Below are 18,165 nucleotides of genomic sequence, written 5' to 3' on the forward strand. Positions count from 1 at the left end.
ATTAGAAAACACCTATAATTTTCATCCATCCACAACCAATAATCATATAAATTAGTAACAGAGCTATTCCGGTAATTAATCCTTTGATCCACCAGTTTTTCAGATCTACATAACCACTACCAAAATATACAGGGGCAGGACCGTGACCATAATGTGTAAGGGTTCCGTATAAAGAGCCACAGAATCCTAAGATAAAGGCTAATAATAGTCCGGGTATTCCGACAGATATTCCTACGGCAAGTAAAGCAGCATACATTGCAGCGACATGGGCTGTGGCGCTTGCAAATATGTAATGGCTCATGAAATATATTCCAACGATTATAGGAAAAGCAATTTGCCAACTCATTTCTCCAATTTGGAGTTTGATTAAATTGCTGAACCAGCTTATAAAGCCTAATTTATTTAAAGAACTCGCCATCATAACTAATGCTGAAAACCAGACAATTGTATCCCAGGCACCTTTTTCAGCTTTTACATCTTCCCAGGTTAGAACAGAGGTTAATAATAGAAGTACTAATCCTATGAAAGCGGTTGTTGTGGCATCAATACTAAAAATATCACCGGTAATCCATAAAAATAGTAGTATAAAGAATGCTGCCAGCATTAGCCATTCGTTTTTTGACATAGCTCCCATTTCTTTTAATTTTATTTTTGCTAATTTGGGAGCGTCTTTTGTGTTTTTTAATTCTGGAGGGTAAATTTTATACAATAAAAGGGGAATTGCTAAAAAGGCTACTAAACCGGGTACTATAGCGGCTTTAGCCCACGACATCCATGAAATACTGATACCTAAATCAGCAGCAAATTTTTGGCACATTGGATTACTTGCGGTACCTGTTAAAAACATGGAAGAAGTAATTAAGTTGATATTATAACTACTTAAGGTTAAGTAAGAACCTAGTTTTCTATGGGTTTCCGGTTTGTCAGGATCGGAGCCAAAGTTTAATGACATTGATTTCATAATAGGATAAATAATGCCTCCTCCTCGAGCTGTATTACTTGGTATAGCCGGAGCAAGTAGTAGATCTGCTAAACCTAGTCCATATGCTAAGCCCAGTGAGTTTTTACCAAATATTCTTATAAACAGATAGGCAATACGATTCCCTAATCCTGTTTTTATGAATCCTCGAGCAATAAAAAATGAAATTCCAATTAACCAAATTACTTTATCTCCAAAACTTTGTAATGCTAATGTAATTGATTGACCGGGTTTACCAGGTGCAAGTACTCCAGTTAGCGCAACCATAGCTATGGCTATCATGCACATGGTTCCCATACTTGCTGCTTTTAAGATAATGCCTAAAATAGTAGAAATGAAAATGACAAAAAGAAGCCAAGCTTCCGAAGTTAAACCTTCTGGTACTGGAATCATCCATACTATGGTCCCAAAAACAAAAGTAATGAGTAATTGAACTGGTTGAATTTCTTTCATAATGATTATAATTTAGTTTTATTTATTTAAATAATTGATTTTCAGTTATGTATTTTGTGTTCTTTATTTTTGAAGGCTTGTGTGTATACATTAAGTCAAAGTATTGATGTGGTTAGAAATATTAATATTTATTTAAAAATCATTTTATTATGTTAAATATAGTTAAAAATCATTATTTAATTACTGTTTTTTGATGTTTTATTACGATAAATAATAAATTTTCTTTTTTTAGATTATATTATTTTGTTTACTTCTTTTTTTATGTTAAAAAAAGAGGTATTTTAAAACTAAAAAATATTTACTGTAGTCATAGTATTTTCCTTTTTGGTATTTTAGCGGAATTAAATTAATAATAAGAAACATGAAATATTTTGTACAGAACACTTTGTCTTTGATATTATTTTTAAGTTTAGGAGGGTTGCTTTATGCTCAGGAAGTAGAGAAAAATAATCAGGATAAGTTTGATGATTTTATGTACCGTAGAGGTAATGTTTATCGTTCAGCATCAGGAGTACCGGGACCGAATTACTGGCAGAATTATGCTGATTATATGATTGAATCGGATATTGATGATGTTACTGGTGTATTGAAAGGTAAAGTAACCATTACTTATCATAATAACAGTCCTGAGGTTTTAAACTTTGTATGGCTTTATGTGGAGCAGAATCGTTTTACGCAAGATTCTAGAGGTACATTGACTACTCCAACGTCTGATCGTTATGTAGGTGATACAGACGGAGGTTTTAAGTTGAGTAATGTAGAAGCAAAAGCGGAAGGCAGAACTTCTTCAAAATATTTAATTACAGATACACGTATGCAAGTCTTTTTTGATACGCCAATTAAGGCTAATGGGGGGAAGGCTGTTATATCAATGAATTTTGAATTTAAGATACCTAAGGATGGTGTTGACAGAATGGGACAATTGAGAACAAAACAGGGAACGATCTATTCAATTGCACAATGGTATCCGAGATTAGCTGTTTTTGATGATGTGGTTGGATGGAATATTGAGCCTTATTTAGGGGCAGGTGAATTTTATTTGGAATATGGTAATTTCGATTATAAAGTAACGGTACCGTATGATTATATAGTAGTAGGGTCAGGAGAATTGATGAATGCATCTGAAGTACTTACAAAAGAACAGTTAAACCGATTGAATAAAGCTTCGCAAAGTGATAAAACCGTTTATATTATTTCACCTGAAGAAGTAGGGAAAACTTCTGTAATAAGACCCAAAAAATCCGGCAAGTTAACATGGCATTTTAAAATGAAAAATTCTCGTGATGTTGCTTTTGCCTTTTCAAAAAGTTTTATCTGGGATGCAGCAAAAATTAATATTCTAAGTGGAAAAAAGGTACTTGCTCAATCTGTTTATCCAAAAGAGAGTAATGGAAATAAAGCTTGGACACGTTCAACGGAGTATACAAAAGCTTCTATAGAGCATTACTCAAATAGATGGTATGAATATCCTTATCCTAATGCGGTTAATGTTGCTTCAAATGTGGGAGGTATGGAATATCCGGGAGTTTCTTTTTGTGAGGCTAATTCTGAAGGGGAATCATTATGGGGAGTAACAGATCATGAATTTGGACATAACTGGTTTCCAATGATTGTGGGATCTAATGAGCGTAGATATGCATGGATGGATGAAGGATTCAATACTTTTATTAATTATTACAGTACATTGGCTTTTAATAAAGGGGAATATTCATCTTATGTTGCTTCAAGTCGTGACGTAGTAAGTTGGTTAAAAATGAAAACACGTGAAGGAATTAATACTTATCCGGATGTATCTAAAGATTATAATTTAGCTTATACTGCCTATTATAAACCTGCTATCGGGTTAATTATGTTACGTGAATATATTCTAGGACCTAAACGTTTTGACATTGCTTTTAAAACCTATATCAAAACATGGGCTTATAAACATCCACAGCCAACGGATTTTTTTAATCTTATGGAAAATGTGGCCGGTGAAAATCTGAACTGGTTTTGGAAAGGGTGGTTTTATGGTAATGGAAATATTGATCTGTCAATAAAAAATGTTACAGTAAAAAACAATCTTTATCTGATTACTTTTAATAATTTAGGTGATATACCGATGTCGGTTCTTTTTGAAATTACCTATGATGATGGAACTAAAGAAAGAAAGACACTTCCTGTTGAGGTATGGGAAAGAGTTAATGAATGGGATTATATACTGAAAGCAACTAAGAAAGTCAAAAGTATAGAAATTGATCCGGACAAATTATTGCCGGATGTAAATGGAGCTAATAATAGTTGGATCAATCCTTGATTGATTTTTAGATGGTTCGATTGTTTGAAATAGAGATCAGATAAAATAATAGAATCTTTTTTGAGTTTTTATTCTTTTTATTATAGACGAAAGACTTATACGATAGAATGATCTAAAAATCGAACAATATCGCTATAAAAAAAATCAACCTTTTTTATAGCGATATTGTTTTAATAATTTTCTATTAAAGTCATCTTCTGCTTTTTTCAGTTTGATAATTTTGACAGAACCAATAATTGGTTTTAAATCTGTGGTCAGTTTCTTTCTGTTTTGATAAATATCATCTTCAACAGCTTCTAACTGACTTAAAAATACGGCGGCCTCTTTTTCGTTCATATTTTCTGTGGAGCCATCTTTTATTTTACGCATCAGTTGTTTCATTCTGTTATGTCTCATTTCAAACTGTCTGTCATCATAAGCTTTATAGATCGGCCAGAATTTTTCAGCCTGTTCCGGTGTAAGAGATAATTCAGTAGTAAAGAAAGCAGATTTAAGAGCCTGAATATTCTCTTTCTTTTCTTTATTCTGAGCAAAACTTATTACTGAAAAAAGAAACAGGAACAGAGGTAAAAGTTTTTTTAATTTCATATTTATTCGTTTAAATAAAGTTCAAGGTTATCATTTTCTACCAGGATATCTTCCAGATCGGAATCATTGATTTTCATGTCAATATTGATTTCCTGTATATCATTATTATTTAGTAAATTAATGATTTCATACTGACTTATATCAGGTTGGTAATTTAAATAGTTTTCTAAAGAAGCTAAGTCCATATTTTTACTTTCCTGAATCTGCTGATTGAAGAAAGGAACCATCAAAGCAACAATTAAAATTGCTGCTGCTACCATTATCCATTTCGTTTTGTTTCTGAAAACAGAAATAACCTTTGTTTCTTTTTCAGGAAGTTTTTGCATTAACTGCTCTGAAAAATGGTCAAAATAATTTTCCGGGACTTTAAAGCCCGATTTGATCTTTTTGTGGTTATTTAAATTAAAAGGTTCCATATATATTAGATGTCTTTTTTTATAAAAGGTTTAATTATGATTCATAAAATCTTCTATTTTTTTTACTGCATGATGGTAAGAAGCTTTTAAAGCACCAACGGAGGTGTCTAAAATTTCAGACATATCTTCATATTTTATTTCTTCAAAATATTTCATTTTGAAAACTAACTGTTGTTTTTCAGGTAGCATAGTAATTGCTTTCTGGAGTTTTATCTGGATTTCATTTCCGTCAAAATAGGTATCGGCAGCTAAATTAGTAACGATCTTACTTTGTAAAGCTTCAGTTGTTGTACTGTGTTTTTTAGCTTTCTGATTTATAAAAGTAATAGCTTCGTTTGTAGCAATTCGGTATATCCATGAAAACAGTTTACTTTCTCCTTTAAAGTTTTTTAAATTCTGAAAAACTTTAATAAATGTATTCTGCAGAACATCATGTGTATCATCATGATCTAAAACAATGTTTCTGATCTGATTGTACAAAGGTCTCTGATATTGGGATACAAGATTCTGAAACGCTTTATTCTGCGTTTCAGGTTCTAATAATTCCTTTATAAAAGCTTGTTCTTCCTGCAAGAAAATATGATTTATAAATAAGACTAAAGGTATTCTAAAAGGTTTAATAGGTACTGTATAAAAAGAGAAAATTATTTTATTCTGTTATTTTGAATTTTTCAGATTTCCCCAATATTCAAATTAACCTTACTTTTGCATCAAATAAAAAAAAGAAATGATAAAGACCGTGATTTTTGATATGGATGGTGTAATCGTTGATACGGAACCTGTACACCGATATGCTTTTATGGAACATTTTAAAGAATTGAATATAGAGGTAAGTGATGAACTGTATGCTTCGTTTACAGGAAATTCTACTAAAAATGTTTATGAAAAGATCAAAGCGATTTTCCATCTTGATCAGGATGTACAGGCTTTAGTGAATAGAAAAAGAGATATATTCAACGAGGCTTTTGATACAAAGGAAGATTTGGAGCTATTAGAAGGGGTAGAGAATCTGATAAAGGATTTACATGAGAATGGGATTCAGTTGATATTAGCCTCTTCTTCAGCAAAAGTAACAATAGACAGAGTTTTTCGTAGGTTTAATCTGTTTCCTTATTTTACTGATTTAGTAAGCGGAGAAGATTTTCCTCAGTCCAAACCACATCCGGCTATTTTTCTTCATGCCGCTTCATTATCCGTTGCTCCCAAAGAGAATTGTATTGTTATTGAAGATTCGACCAATGGAATAAAAGCTTCCTGTGCTGCCGGTATTTTTTGTGTTGGTTATAACAGTGAACATTCAAAATTGCAGGATTTGTCTCAGGCAGATAAGGTTATTAATCATTTCAGTGAACTGGATTTTAAAAAGGTTCAGAATATCAAATCATAATTTAGGGTTAATTATTGTACTTTGAAATGAACTACAGATGGATTTAAATAAATTGTCTTTATGAGAAATGAATCGATAATTATTGAAGAGATTTCAGACTGGGCTTTAAAAAATGAAGAAGTCAGGGTAGTACTGCTGACTAGTTCTCGTGCAAATCCTACTGTAGTTGCGGATAAGTTTTCAGACTATGATATTGAGTTAGTGATTCGTAATTATGATTCATTTATTAGAGATAAGGACTGGTTCTCTTTTTTTGGAGAAGTTTTGATTACAATTGACGGAGAAGAAGAGAACCATTATATGCGTATGGTAATCTATAAAGATCATATACGGATTGATTTTAGAATTTATTCTATAGAAAATTTCATACAAACAGTAAACCGGGAAAATTTAATAAAAGACTGGGATATAGGATATAAAGTTCTTCTGGATAAGGATAATTATACAAAAACAATGAAAGAGCCTACTTATATGGCTTTTATCATAGTTAAACCTTCACAGAAAGAGTTTACAGAACTAATTACTGATTTTTGGTGGGATATAACCTATGTTGCAAAAAGTCTTAAACGTGATGAACTATTCTATGCTAAATATATGTTTGATTCAGTGATCCGTTTTTCATATCTGCAAAAAATGGTTGAGTGGTATATAGGATCACAGAATAATTGGCAGGTTACTACTAATAAAAAAGGACGTTATTTTAAACAGTATTTAGATGCTGAAATTTGGAACAGATTAGAAGAAACTTTTGCAGGAGCAGCTATTGAGGAAAACTGGAAAGCCTTATTTTCAATGGTTACTGTTTTTAATGAGCTGACAGTTGTTATGGCAAAAAAGCTGTATTACACTTATTCGGAATCTCTGGAAACAGAGATAACAGATTATCTGAAACAGATTAGAGCCAGTTAACAGATCACTGTAAAGCTTCTTTATACACTTTGAGAACTCTTTCTCGTGCTTCTTTATGGTTCACCATCGGAATATAGTTCAGCTCTTGAAATTCAGGAACCCATTTTCGGGTATATATAAAATCTTTGTCAAATTTTTTTAGTTGTTCTGTGGGATTAAAAATTCTGAAATAAGGAGCAGCATCTACACCACTTCCGGCTGCCCATTGCCAGTTTCCTACGTTACTGGATTGTTCATAATCAAGTAACTTCTGGGCAAAATAAGTTTCTCCCCAACGCCAGTCAATTAAAAGATGTTTACATAAAAAACTAGCTGTGACCATTCGTACGCGATTATGCATGTGTCCGGTAGCATTAAGTTCTCTCATTCCTGCATCTACAAGAGGATAACCTGTAGTACCATCACACCATTTCTGAAATTCATTTTCATTATTGCGCCATTTGATATGATCATATTTCGGTTTGAAACTATTCATTACAGTATGGGGAAAATGCCAGAGGATTTGCATAAAAAATTCTCTCCATATCAGTTCATTCCAGAAAGTTTCTTTAGATCCGGTAATTACTTTAATCATTATTTTTCGAATACTGACAGCTCCAAAGCGCAGATAAGGTGCCAGCATGGAGGTACCCGAAACAGCAGGAAAATTACGAGTAGTATCATAATTATCAATCAGTGTATTCGAAACGTTATAAGAAGGAACCTGTATAGAAGAAGTTTTAAATCCTATATCTGACAGATTTAAAAAGGGATAAGAATGAGCAATACAATTCTGAATGAACTTTTCAGACGGATAATCCTGTATTGTGTCCTTTTTAAATGTTTCTTTCCATTTTTTCATATAAGGAGTATACACAACATAAGGACTATTATCTTCTTTAATTATTTCGTTTTTTTCAAAGATTACCTGATCTTTATACGTTTTGAATTCAATATTATTTTCTTTCAGTAAAGTCTGAATTTCCAGATCACGCTGAATGGCAAAAGGTTCATAGTCATGATTAGTATAAACCATGTCAATTTTATTTTCCTGTATCAGTTTTTTAAAAACGGTAATCGGTTTATCATAAAAAACAGCCAGAGATTTTCCTTTCGTCTGAAGCCGTTTCTGTAATTTATGCAACAGACCATGAATAAATGTGATTCGGGCATCATGTTCAGGTAACTGAGAAAGAATTGCAGGATCAAATATAAAAACCGGAAGTGTTTGCTTACTATTACTTAAAGCATGAAATAAACCAACATTATCTTCTAATCGTAAATCCCGTCTAAACCAGAATATATTCATTCTTTATTTTTTTACAGATTTATTTTTTGTTTTTAGGAAATTTATCAAAAAAGCGATTTTCATATTATTTCCGGATAAGGATATGTAAAAGTAAAGAGGGATTGTTTCGTTAGGAAATGAATAGTTATATTTAAAGAATAATTAACAGTATTAAGATGTTAAAATGTATAAATTCGTAGCAGTTATAAAAAAAAACATAAACATCTATTTTTATGAAAAAGATAATTATTTCATCAGCTTTTTTATTGGCTTCTTTTATTGGTTTTTCACAAGTAAAAGCACCGGCGGCCAGTCCAAGATCATTCTCAGAGCAAACAGTCGGATTGACTAATATAGATATTGAATATTCCAGACCTGGTACAAAGGGAAGAAATATCTTCGGAAATCTCGTACCATTCGGAAAAACATGGAGAACAGGAGCAAATGCTAATACTACTATCTCATTCAGTGATGATGTTGTAATAGACGGGAAAGTATTACCAAAAGGAAAATATGCTTTGTTTAGTGTTCCTAAAGTAGAAAAATGGGAAATTATTTTTTATAAAGATGTAAATAACTGGGGACTTCCTACAGAATGGAATGAATCAAAAGTAGCTTTAAGAGCTAATGCATCAGTTGAATTATTAAACAGAACAGTAGAAACATTTACAGTAGATATTAATTCTATAACAAATGATTCAGCTATTTTAGAAGTTATCTGGGATAAAACTTTAGTTTCTTTAAAATTTGAAGTACCTACCGATGTTCAGGTAATGGCAAGTATTAATAAATCTTTAGCAGGACCAACGGCAGAAGATTATTATGCAGCAGCACAATATTATTATCAGTCTAATAAAGATGCTGCTCAATCTTTAGTATGGATAAACAAATCAGTAGAGTTAGTAGGAGCAGATGTACCTTTTCATTGTCTGAGATTAAAATCATTAATCCAGTATAAAAATGGAGATAAAAACGGGGCTATAGAAACTGCTAAACTTTCTCTTGTAGCTTCTGAAAAAGCCGGAAATGCAGATTATGTAAAAATGAATAAAGATTCAATCTCTGAATGGAGTAAAAAATAGTCTCTGAGAGTATAATTTATACAACGGGGTTATCCAAAATAGTATGGATAACCCCGTTTTTTATGTTTATTTGTTTAGATTTAACGGATAAAGTATTGATAATATTGATATTTTAATGTGATGTCCTGCAAGGTTTTCAAAACCTTGTAGGTATTTCCTGTATCTGTATACCCCCTCAAACCTGTAAGCTTATTGTATTTTATAAACATTTTGTTCTTTAAGCATTTTCCGGAGAGGGTTCTTTATTGATAAAGAGCTGGAACAGTATAGATAATAGAATAGTAACTACTGCACCAATTATATTCAGCCACAGAAAACTAACTAGATCTAGCCAAAAGATGTAAAATATAAATAATTGACAGATAATAGCTGCCATAAAAATGGCTTTTGCTTTTACAAACTTAAAATAGAAAGCTACCAGAAAAACACCTAATATTGTTCCGTAAAATATTGATCCTATTATATTTACAAACTGGATCAGGTTTTCGAACAGCGTACCGAAACAAGCAAATAAAATAGCTATGATACCCCAGATAAGTGTAAAACCCTTAGTCGCCTTTACATAATGAGCATCAGACTTCTCTGTTTTTAAATTTCTTTTATAGATATCAATAGTAGTGGTAGAAGCTAAAGCGCTTAAACCGGAAGCGGTAGAAGACATTGCTGCTGATAATATCACGGCAATTAATAATCCAACAATACCTTTTGGTAAATAATTTAAAATGAAATGGATAAAAACATAGTCCTTATCGTTTGTTTCAGCATCTTTATCTGCTTTCTTTATTAGTTCTCTGGCTTCTTCTCTCAGTTCTTTTTCTTTGAGGCTTAGTGTAATGATTTTATGTTTTAGAACCTGATTTTCATAGTTCTGATTTAGCTGATTGGCGTATTGTAGTGTAAATTCTTTTTTATCTTGTGTTATTTCCTCTAGTTTGTTCTCCAGTTTGTGATAGTTCTCAGTATAAGGAGAAGCACTGATTGATCGGGCACTGTTTGGATTAAAGTTTATTGGAGAGGACTGGAATTGAAAAAAAATAAACACCATTACGCCGGTTAACAGTATAAAGAATTGCATAGGTACTTTTAGCAGACCATTAAAGATCAGCCCGAGCTGACTTTCACGAACTGATTTACCGGATAAATAGCGTTGTACCTGTGATTGATCTGTACCAAAGTAGGAGAGGGCTAAAAACAAACCACCAGTAATCCCGCTCCAGAAGGTATAACGACTTTTAGGATCAAAAGAGAAATCGATAATATTCATTTTATCATTAATTCCTGCGATCTGTAATGCATTTGTAAAGCTTATTTCTTCAGGAAGATTGTTTATGATAAAAAAGAAGGCAACAAACATTCCGGTCATAATTACAAACATCTGGTGTTTTTGAGTAACATTAACGGCATTAGTACCTCCGGTTACTGTATAAATAATAACCAGAATACCAATAATAATGTTTAATACATTCAGATTCCATCCCAGAATAGAGGATAGAATAATTGCTGGAGCATAGATGGTTATTCCTGTGGATAATCCTCTTTGTACTAAAAAAAGAAAGGCGGTTAGCGAACGTGTTCTCAGATCAAACCGTTGTTCTAAGAACTCATAAGCAGTATATACTTTAAGTTTGTGATAAATAGGAATAAAGGTAATACAGATTATAATCATGGCAAGAGGAAGACCAAAATAGAATTGTACAAATCCCATTCCGTCATGATAGGCTTGTCCTGGTGTGGAAAGAAAAGTGATTGCACTTGCCTGAGTTGCCATAACAGAAAGTCCTACGGTCCACCAGGGGACTTCATTATTTCCTAAAATATAATCTTTTACATTTTTGCTGCCTCTCGTTTTAAGAGAGCCGTAGATAACTATAAACAATAAGGTTACTACTAATATTATCCAATCAATACTCTGCATAATACTAAGAGAATAACTGCATTAAAATTATAAAAAATATAATATAGAGAGTATTGGCTATGATTACCAAACTGTAGCTTTTTTTCCAAATGTATAATTTTTCTTTCATAAATTAATTAACTGTCATTTGTACAGCATTATTGCTTTTTTCAGGTTGATTAACAGCAATCATATTGGCTATTAGTCGATAAGCACCCGAAACGCCTGCCGGTAGCTCTCTGAAAAAACTTAATCCAGTATAAATATAATAACCTTTTCCGTAAGGGGCTATTAAAATAGCACTATTTTTTGGATTTTCTCCTTTATCATTTGAAGAAATGATGGTTTCAAATTCTTTTGACCACTGGTTAGGATAGTATAATCCTTGTTCCTGTACCCAGCCTTCAAAGTCTTTTTTTGTTATTTTATTAGGGAAATTCAATATTTTATGTTTTGGTTTTAGAAAGCGAACTTCTGCATTTTCATCTGTAACACGATCACTGGAGATATGGAGTGGAAAAGGGGCGATTGTATTTGTAACCAGTCTTCCGCTTGTATTATACTGCACGATCATTGTACCACCTTCTTTAACATAATCAAATAAGATATTTTGTTTATAAGCTAATGTATTAACCGTATTATAAGCTCTGATTCCTATAATTACAGCATTAAAATGACGAAGATTTTCTTTTATGATTTCTTCTGGTTTTACCAGAGTAATCTGATAACCCATCTGAGAAAGACTTTCTGGAATATTATCTCCTGCACCCATGATATAGGCTATTTTTTCTCCTTTAGTTTTGATATCCAGTTTAATGAGTTTAGCTTCAGAAGGTTGTAATATCTGCTGACGTGAAATGTGGCTGTAGTCAATAATAATCTGTTCTTTTTCAAAAGTTTCATTATCAACTAAAGCAATACTTTTTACAGTTGTTTCACTGGCTCCTTCAGGAGGAGTTATTTCAAAATAAACGATTGTTTCACCTCCTTTTTTACTGATACTAAAAGGGATACTTTTCGGAGTTACTGACCAGTCCTTATTCACTTCTAAATGCAGTTCTCCTTTTACATTATTTTTACCTGCTTTGATTTTTACAGTCGTTTTTTTAGATTGTTTTGTGTTAAAAATAGTGACTTTGTCTGTTATTGTAGTGGTTACTATAGGAATAACATCAAAAGGTTCATATATTTCACCTTTTGCAGGATCATTGTATTTATAGACCAGATAACGTTCAAAAGGAATTGTAACTTCGTTTATTTTAATAAAGAATTCAGCTTTCAGTTGTCTGATGATATCAGGAGTCCCTATATTTTCCGGATTGTTTACTGTGTACATTCCGGTTGTACTTGGTTCATTAAGCCAGTAAGGAGAAGTATAATCTAAATTATGAGGAAGTTCGATTTCTGTTTCGATTTTGTGATCCGCATTGTTTTTTAAAGTTAGATTTTTAACAATAGAAGTTTGCTGAGGTAAAATAGTTACTTTGATCAGTTCCATTGGTATATCACTTCTGTTAATCGCTTCTAATTTCAGTTGTACAGTATCTCCCGGAGTTGCTGATTGATCTTTAGTGATAGCTTCCAGATATAGACCCGCACAGTTTGCTATTATTTTTTTAATTTCTTCTGATTTGATCTTTTTCCAGTGTTCCTCTTTTAAACTCTGAATTAAAGAATACGCTTTTAGCAGATCAGGAATACTGGCAGAAGGATTTTTGAAATTAAAATTTTTCTCAACTTTATTTAATAATTCTCCAATTGGTTTACCGTCTTTTACACGATTCCATGAAGTATCAATTCCTTCAAAAAGATCATTCTGATTTTTGGAGGGTTTACCTTCTATCAATTCAAAATATTCAACATCATCACCACGGCTTCCTGTACTTCCAAAGCCTTGTGACTGATGGCTGCTTCTGCTCAGAGCAGCTATTTCCTGATTGGATTTCCCTAAAGAGGAGTAATAGACACCTGTTGGAACATAAATCATATTTGATTTGTCTACTTTTTCAAACTGTTCCTGTCCGCCATAAAAAAACCACGAGATATTCAGAAATAATTTTTTAGGTTGCCATATTTCAACTTGTTTTAATTGTTCCGGAAAAACATTCTTATTATTAGCCAGATTAAAAGCTTCTTTGCTTAACATTGCTGAGGTAGTGTGATGACCATGTGTGGTTCCTGGGGTACGGTGATCAAAACGGTTGATAATAATATCTGGTTGAAAGTTTCTGATGATTTGGACAATATCGCTCATTACTTTGTTCTTATCCCAGAAATTTAGTGTTTCATCCGGTACTTTTGAATAACCGAAATCATTTGCTCTGGAGAAAAACTGTTCTCCTCCGTCAATTTTTCTGGCTTCAATTAATTCCTGAGTTCTTATAACGCCTAATTGTTCCCGTAATTCTGTTCCGATCAGATTCTGACCTCCGTCACCACGAGTTAAAGACAGATATCCGGTTCGTGCCTTTTTTTCATTGGACAGAAAAGAAATTAATCGGGTATTTTCATCATCCGGATGGGCTGCAAGATAAAGTACCGAACCTAGAAAATTCAGTTTTTGAATCTGATGATAAATTTCAACAGAATTGGGTTTAGCAGGCTGTTGTGCAGATAGGATTTGAGATGAGAATAATAAAAGGAGAAAGAATTTAAAAACAAACTTTTGCATCAGTATAATATTATTTAACTAAGATTTCAAATATACTAATTTATTAAGAATTTGTTTTTTGTTCTGTTGTTGTAAAATAAAAAAATCATCTTTTACAACAACAGAGACATGTTAGAGTCTCTGTTGTTAGGTAAAATAAAGTTTTTTGTAGTGTTAATCGTGTTTATTATGACCTTTGCCTTTGCCTTTATTATGATGTTTATTCCCACGTGTATAAATATTTTTTTTGTTACCATTATTGGGATGTTTATAATAAGTATATGGAGATGAACCATGGTAATTATCTATAACAACTTTAGGTCCGTTATATAAGTCATAGCTTCTGTATTTTCGTGGTAAATTTTTGGTTCTTATCCAGTTTCCTCCTGAACCGAGATATATAAAAACGGAAGAATTAATATCATAGTATGCCTCTATATCAGGTAGATAATAATAACGAGCGTTAGTAACAGTGGGACCCCATGCAGGAGGTGTGCCAATATTTACATTTACAGATACTTGTGAATAGATAGTATTTAACGAAAATAGTACTATTCCTACAATTATTAATTTTTTCATCTTTAAAAAGTGTTAAGTTGTTTGATTGGGTTTACTTTAGATAAATATACCAATAATTATGCCTTAATTTTTTATTTAAATAAAAAAAATGTTAATATTTTAGGGTATGAAGTTTAATCCGTAAAATCTTCGGGTTTGATTTTAGGCTCTGTATCCGTTTTATAGTTTACAATAGTGATTCCTTTTTGTAATAATAAGTTATTTGGATAGGTAATGAATTCACCTTCTGCTGTTTTTAAGTAAACATGGAAAGCTTTTATATCTTCAATTTCAGCTTCAATGGGGAAATCTTTATCATGAATCTTAATGATGTCGCCAATCTTAAATGGAAAGGAGAAAAATAAAATAACTCCTGCAGTAATATTGCTAAGAATAGACCATTGTGCGAATAAAGCCACTCCGACAAAAGCAAGAACAGTAGATAGGGCAAGATATATATTTTCCGGTTGTATTCCCCAGGTAATGAACAATGCTACTACTCCAAAAGAAGTAATAAAACCATTGATATATTTACTAACCAAATTGGCGCGCCGTTCAATAATTTCTGATACACTCGCAAAGCCTTTTACTAAAAAAGGAACAAGGAATCGTGATATGATCATTAATACAATAATGATTACAGAACCTATTATTTCTCTATGATAATCTTTGAGCATGTTATTCAGTCGTTTAATACAAAGCTAGTTAATTTTTCATAAACTTTTTGTACCGGTAATCCCGCTACATTGGTGTATGAGCCTTCGATTTTAGAAACAGCAATTAATCCAAACCATTCCTGAATACCATAAGATCCGGCTTTATCAAAAGGTTTGTAGTTTTCTAAATAATAATGGATCTCCTCCTCAGATAGTTTTGTTAGTGTTACCTTAGTAGTCTCATGAAACGTAAGTGTTTTTTCTGTTGTTTTGAAGCATACAGAAGTGATGACTTCATGTGTTGCATTCGATAAAGATTTTAGCATAGCAAAGGCATCATTATAATCTCTTGGTTTTCCCAGTGCTTTATCATTATGCCATACAATGGTATCACTGGTAACTAATATTTCTTTCTTTTTCAATTCTTTTTCAAGAGCAGCAGCTTTTAATTCTGCTAAAAAATCAGTTATTTCTGAACCGGAAAGATGATCGGGATATATTTCTTCTACTTCTTTTAACCGAATTTCAAAATTAATATCCATGTCTTTAAAAAATTGCTGTCTTCTGGGAGAACCGGAAGCTAATACGATGGTATGATCTTTAATAGCCTGTTTAAGCATAATATTCTTTATTTAAAGTTATAATAAGAATAGAGAGTATTCCTAAAATTAAGATCCCGTTCAGGATCAGACTTAATGTATTAAAATCTTTAGCTGTTTTAGCGATCCATGTTCTAATACTGAAAAGCAGGAGAGGACCTAATACAAACAGCATCAAATATCCTGTAACAATTTCCAGATTAAAAATATAGGTATAAATATAGTAGATAACCGCAGCAATAGAAATAATACTTAAAACAAAAACCAGTTTTGTAGTTCTTTTAATCCCCAGAATGATTGGTAAAGTGCTTTTTCCTGAGTTGTAATCCCGATTGCTGTTTTTGAGGTCTGTTACAATTTCTCTTAAAAAGAGGATCATAAAACAAAAAACAGAATAATCGATCATAATTTGAAAAAGAACAGATAGTAGAGGTCTGTTTTGTGGTTGTATCACCGGAAGCATATCAAAAACTCCAATAATAAGAATGCATAGTGGCAGGGTAAGAGACTGAATAAAGTTTCCGATCAGTAAGCTTTGTTTTAAACTTGAAGCGTAGACGTAGAAAGTAATTGCAACACTAATAAACAGAGCTGAGAATCCGGGTTTTCCAATTAGATTAGCTAAATAAAAACCAATTCCGACACCGATAATATTCAGAATAACATAATAGTTATAAGCTTTGTTCTCTGATATTCCTAACTCTTTGGTATCTGTGTCAAATACAGAGTTGATTAAATAAGCAGCTGCTGCAATGAACAGACAGGCTAAAACTAATAGCAGAAACTGCCAATTGTTTAAAGCTGATGGTATCCCCTGAAATTTCAGAAAACCGTATTTGAATAGTAATTGAGTAAAAAGTAATACGAATAGATTTTTAAACTTAATAAGTTTGAAGAAATGCAGCATATATTAAATAATCAGTTGTAGATTGTTAGTATTTTAATCTGTTTAGTTGGTATTTTAAAATATGAAAGGATTAGTCTGATTTAGCATCAAAATGTTCCATCCATTTTCCCTGAACTTTCATTACTTGTTCAATAACATCGCGAACGCATCCTTTTCCGCCGTTAACATGTGAAATGTATTTGCTGATACCTTTAATTTCCGGACTGGCATCTTGGGGACAGGTTGGTAATCCTACTAACTGCATGACATGATAATCTGGAATATCATCTCCCATATATAATACCTGTTCTGGTTTGATCTTATAAATATCGGTATATTCATCAAAGGTTTCAACTTTATTCGGTGTTCCCAGATGAATATCGGTAACGCCGAGCCCTCTCATTCTTACACGAACTCCTTCATTACTTCCTCCGGATATGATACATACATTATAACCGCTTTCTACAGCCGTTTTAATGGCATAACCATCTCTTATATTCATTGTGCGCAACATTTCACCGTTTGTAGTAACTGTTATTGTACTGTCTGTAAGAACACCATCTACATCAAAAATAAATGTAGTAATATCGTTCATTAATTCCTTATAGCTTTGTGCCATGATCTGTTTGTATGGATTGTGTTAGATTTTTGTAAATTTCTTTATAGAGCTTATTGTCTAAAAAGGCAATATGTTTATTAATAGTCTGTTGGTCTTTTCTTCTGGCAGGACCGGTTTGGGCTTCCTTAGGAGAGAGACTCATGATTTTATTCGTAGTTTCTATAATAAGGGGTTTTAAAATATTAAATGGGACCTCATTTTCAATACATATTTCATTGCCAATTTGATATAGATGATTCACAAAATTATTCACAAAAACAGCTGCAACATGTAATGCTTTCCTTTGTTCTGAAGAAATAGGATAGATTTTATCTGTAACAGCTTGTGCTGTTCTTTCTAAAATGATAAAGTCTTCTTTATGTTCGCTTTCCAGACAAATAGGGATTGTTTTAAAATCTACTGTTTTGTTCTTTGTAAAGGTCTGTAGAGGATAAAACACGCCTTTTCTGTTTTTATTGTCCAGTGCTTCCAGCGGAACACTTCCGGAAGTGTGAACCACTAAACGATTCTGAAAAGGGAGTTGAGAAGATATTTCGGCAATAGCATCATCACTTACAGATATAATATACAGGTCTGCCTCTGCTAGTTCATTAAAGTTATTCGTGATTTTTATTTCGGGAAAAACAGTTGAAATAGTTTCTTTATGTCTTGCATAGATCTGTACTACCTCAATAGCAGTACTTTTCATAAAGGCTGTTATCAAATGTTGAGCTACATTTCCGGATCCTATAATGCTGATTTTAATCATGGGGCTAAATTATTGAAAAAAAATGAGGATGAGATATTGTAAAGTTATAAAGTTAAAGAAGGGGAGAGTTTATAAAGATCATTTTTCTTAATTCTAAAGCATAAACTTTTGTTAAACCATTGAAAATGCTAGTAGATACTATGTTCTGTGATCTGTTAAAACCTCATTTCTTTAAAAC

The 18,165-nt window shown here is 32.3% G+C and carries 17 protein-coding genes; 4 read left to right on the forward strand and 13 right to left on the reverse strand.

Going from position 1 to position 18,165, the window contains the following annotated elements; all coding sequences use genetic code 11:
* Nucleotide 1: 1 nt before the first annotated feature.
* Nucleotides 2-1,432: an anion permease gene (locus tag AC4FQX_RS11750; RefSeq protein WP_491167896.1), complete on the reverse strand. Its 1,431-nt coding sequence runs from the start codon at nt 1,430-1,432 to the stop codon at nt 2-4.
* 361 nt (nt 1,433-1,793) lie between these two features.
* Between AC4FQX_RS11750 and AC4FQX_RS11755 the strand changes: the two genes are divergently transcribed.
* A complete protein-coding gene (locus tag AC4FQX_RS11755; protein WP_491167897.1) occupies nt 1,794-3,728 on the forward strand; it encodes a M1 family metallopeptidase in 1,935 nt (644 codons plus the stop codon).
* Between the two features lie 144 nt (nt 3,729-3,872).
* Here AC4FQX_RS11755 and AC4FQX_RS11760 read toward each other — a convergent pair whose 3' ends face one another.
* From AC4FQX_RS11760 to AC4FQX_RS11770, 3 genes are read right to left on the reverse strand one after another with little or no spacing between them, the layout of a single operon-like run.
* The gene (locus AC4FQX_RS11760; protein ID WP_491167898.1) at nt 3,873-4,316 is read right to left on the reverse strand and encodes a sensor of ECF-type sigma factor; all 444 of its coding nucleotides are present in this window, start codon (nt 4,314-4,316) and stop codon (nt 3,873-3,875) included.
* Nucleotides 4,317-4,318: 2 nt separating this feature from the next.
* Entirely contained in the window at nt 4,319-4,732 is a 414-nt protein-coding gene (locus tag AC4FQX_RS11765) for a hypothetical protein (protein WP_491167899.1), read from the reverse strand.
* A gap of 30 nt (nt 4,733-4,762) precedes the next feature.
* On the reverse strand, nt 4,763-5,305 hold the full coding sequence (locus tag AC4FQX_RS11770; protein ID WP_491167900.1) for an RNA polymerase sigma factor: 543 nt from the start codon (nt 5,303-5,305) through the stop codon (nt 4,763-4,765).
* A gap of 154 nt (nt 5,306-5,459) precedes the next feature.
* On the opposite strand from AC4FQX_RS11770, the gene AC4FQX_RS11775 reads away from it, so the two are divergent.
* Nucleotides 5,460-6,119: an HAD family hydrolase gene (locus tag AC4FQX_RS11775; protein ID WP_491167901.1), complete on the forward strand. Its 660-nt coding sequence runs from the start codon at nt 5,460-5,462 to the stop codon at nt 6,117-6,119.
* Between the two features lie 60 nt (nt 6,120-6,179).
* A complete protein-coding gene (locus AC4FQX_RS11780) occupies nt 6,180-7,028 on the forward strand; it encodes an aminoglycoside 6-adenylyltransferase (RefSeq protein WP_491167902.1) in 849 nt (282 codons plus the stop codon).
* A 4-nt stretch (nt 7,029-7,032) separates the two neighbouring features.
* Here the strand turns inward: AC4FQX_RS11780 and AC4FQX_RS11785 are convergent, their stop codons facing one another.
* Nucleotides 7,033-8,316 carry a cryptochrome/photolyase family protein gene (locus tag AC4FQX_RS11785; protein ID WP_491167903.1) on the reverse strand — a complete coding sequence of 428 codons (1,284 nt, stop codon included), beginning with the start codon at nt 8,314-8,316 and terminating at the stop codon, nt 7,033-7,035.
* 212 nt (nt 8,317-8,528) lie between these two features.
* Between AC4FQX_RS11785 and AC4FQX_RS11790 the strand changes: the two genes are divergently transcribed.
* Nucleotides 8,529-9,377 carry a DUF2911 domain-containing protein gene (locus AC4FQX_RS11790; RefSeq protein ID WP_491167904.1) on the forward strand — a complete coding sequence of 283 codons (849 nt, stop codon included), beginning with the start codon at nt 8,529-8,531 and terminating at the stop codon, nt 9,375-9,377.
* A gap of 217 nt (nt 9,378-9,594) precedes the next feature.
* Here the strand turns inward: AC4FQX_RS11790 and AC4FQX_RS11795 are convergent, their stop codons facing one another.
* The 8 genes from AC4FQX_RS11795 to AC4FQX_RS11830 form a co-directional block, all read right to left on the reverse strand.
* Nucleotides 9,595-11,292 carry a sodium:solute symporter family transporter gene (locus tag AC4FQX_RS11795; protein WP_491167905.1) on the reverse strand — a complete coding sequence of 566 codons (1,698 nt, stop codon included), beginning with the start codon at nt 11,290-11,292 and terminating at the stop codon, nt 9,595-9,597.
* Nucleotides 11,293-11,404: 112 nt separating this feature from the next.
* Entirely contained in the window at nt 11,405-13,942 is a 2,538-nt protein-coding gene (locus tag AC4FQX_RS11800; protein WP_491167906.1) for a PIG-L family deacetylase, read from the reverse strand.
* 153 nt (nt 13,943-14,095) lie between these two features.
* Nucleotides 14,096-14,500, reverse strand: coding sequence for a hypothetical protein (locus AC4FQX_RS11805; RefSeq protein ID WP_491167907.1), 405 nt, complete (start codon nt 14,498-14,500; stop codon nt 14,096-14,098).
* Between the two features lie 113 nt (nt 14,501-14,613).
* On the reverse strand, nt 14,614-15,156 hold the full coding sequence (locus AC4FQX_RS11810; protein WP_491167908.1) for a mechanosensitive ion channel domain-containing protein: 543 nt from the start codon (nt 15,154-15,156) through the stop codon (nt 14,614-14,616).
* 5 nt (nt 15,157-15,161) lie between these two features.
* Nucleotides 15,162-15,755 carry a Maf-like protein gene (locus tag AC4FQX_RS11815; RefSeq protein ID WP_491167909.1) on the reverse strand — a complete coding sequence of 198 codons (594 nt, stop codon included), beginning with the start codon at nt 15,753-15,755 and terminating at the stop codon, nt 15,162-15,164.
* A complete protein-coding gene (locus tag AC4FQX_RS11820) occupies nt 15,748-16,641 on the reverse strand; it encodes a geranylgeranylglycerol-phosphate geranylgeranyltransferase (RefSeq protein ID WP_491167910.1) in 894 nt (297 codons plus the stop codon). Before AC4FQX_RS11820 ends, AC4FQX_RS11815 begins: the two co-directional genes overlap by 8 nt.
* 70 nt (nt 16,642-16,711) lie before the next feature.
* The gene (locus AC4FQX_RS11825; protein ID WP_491167911.1) at nt 16,712-17,239 is read right to left on the reverse strand and encodes a KdsC family phosphatase; all 528 of its coding nucleotides are present in this window, start codon (nt 17,237-17,239) and stop codon (nt 16,712-16,714) included.
* A complete protein-coding gene (locus AC4FQX_RS11830; RefSeq protein ID WP_491167912.1) occupies nt 17,223-17,987 on the reverse strand; it encodes a Rossmann-like and DUF2520 domain-containing protein in 765 nt (254 codons plus the stop codon). Before AC4FQX_RS11830 ends, AC4FQX_RS11825 begins: the two co-directional genes overlap by 17 nt.
* Nucleotides 17,988-18,165 lie beyond the last annotated feature (178 nt).

The organism is Flavobacterium sp. AK-301 (assembly GCF_058310215.1).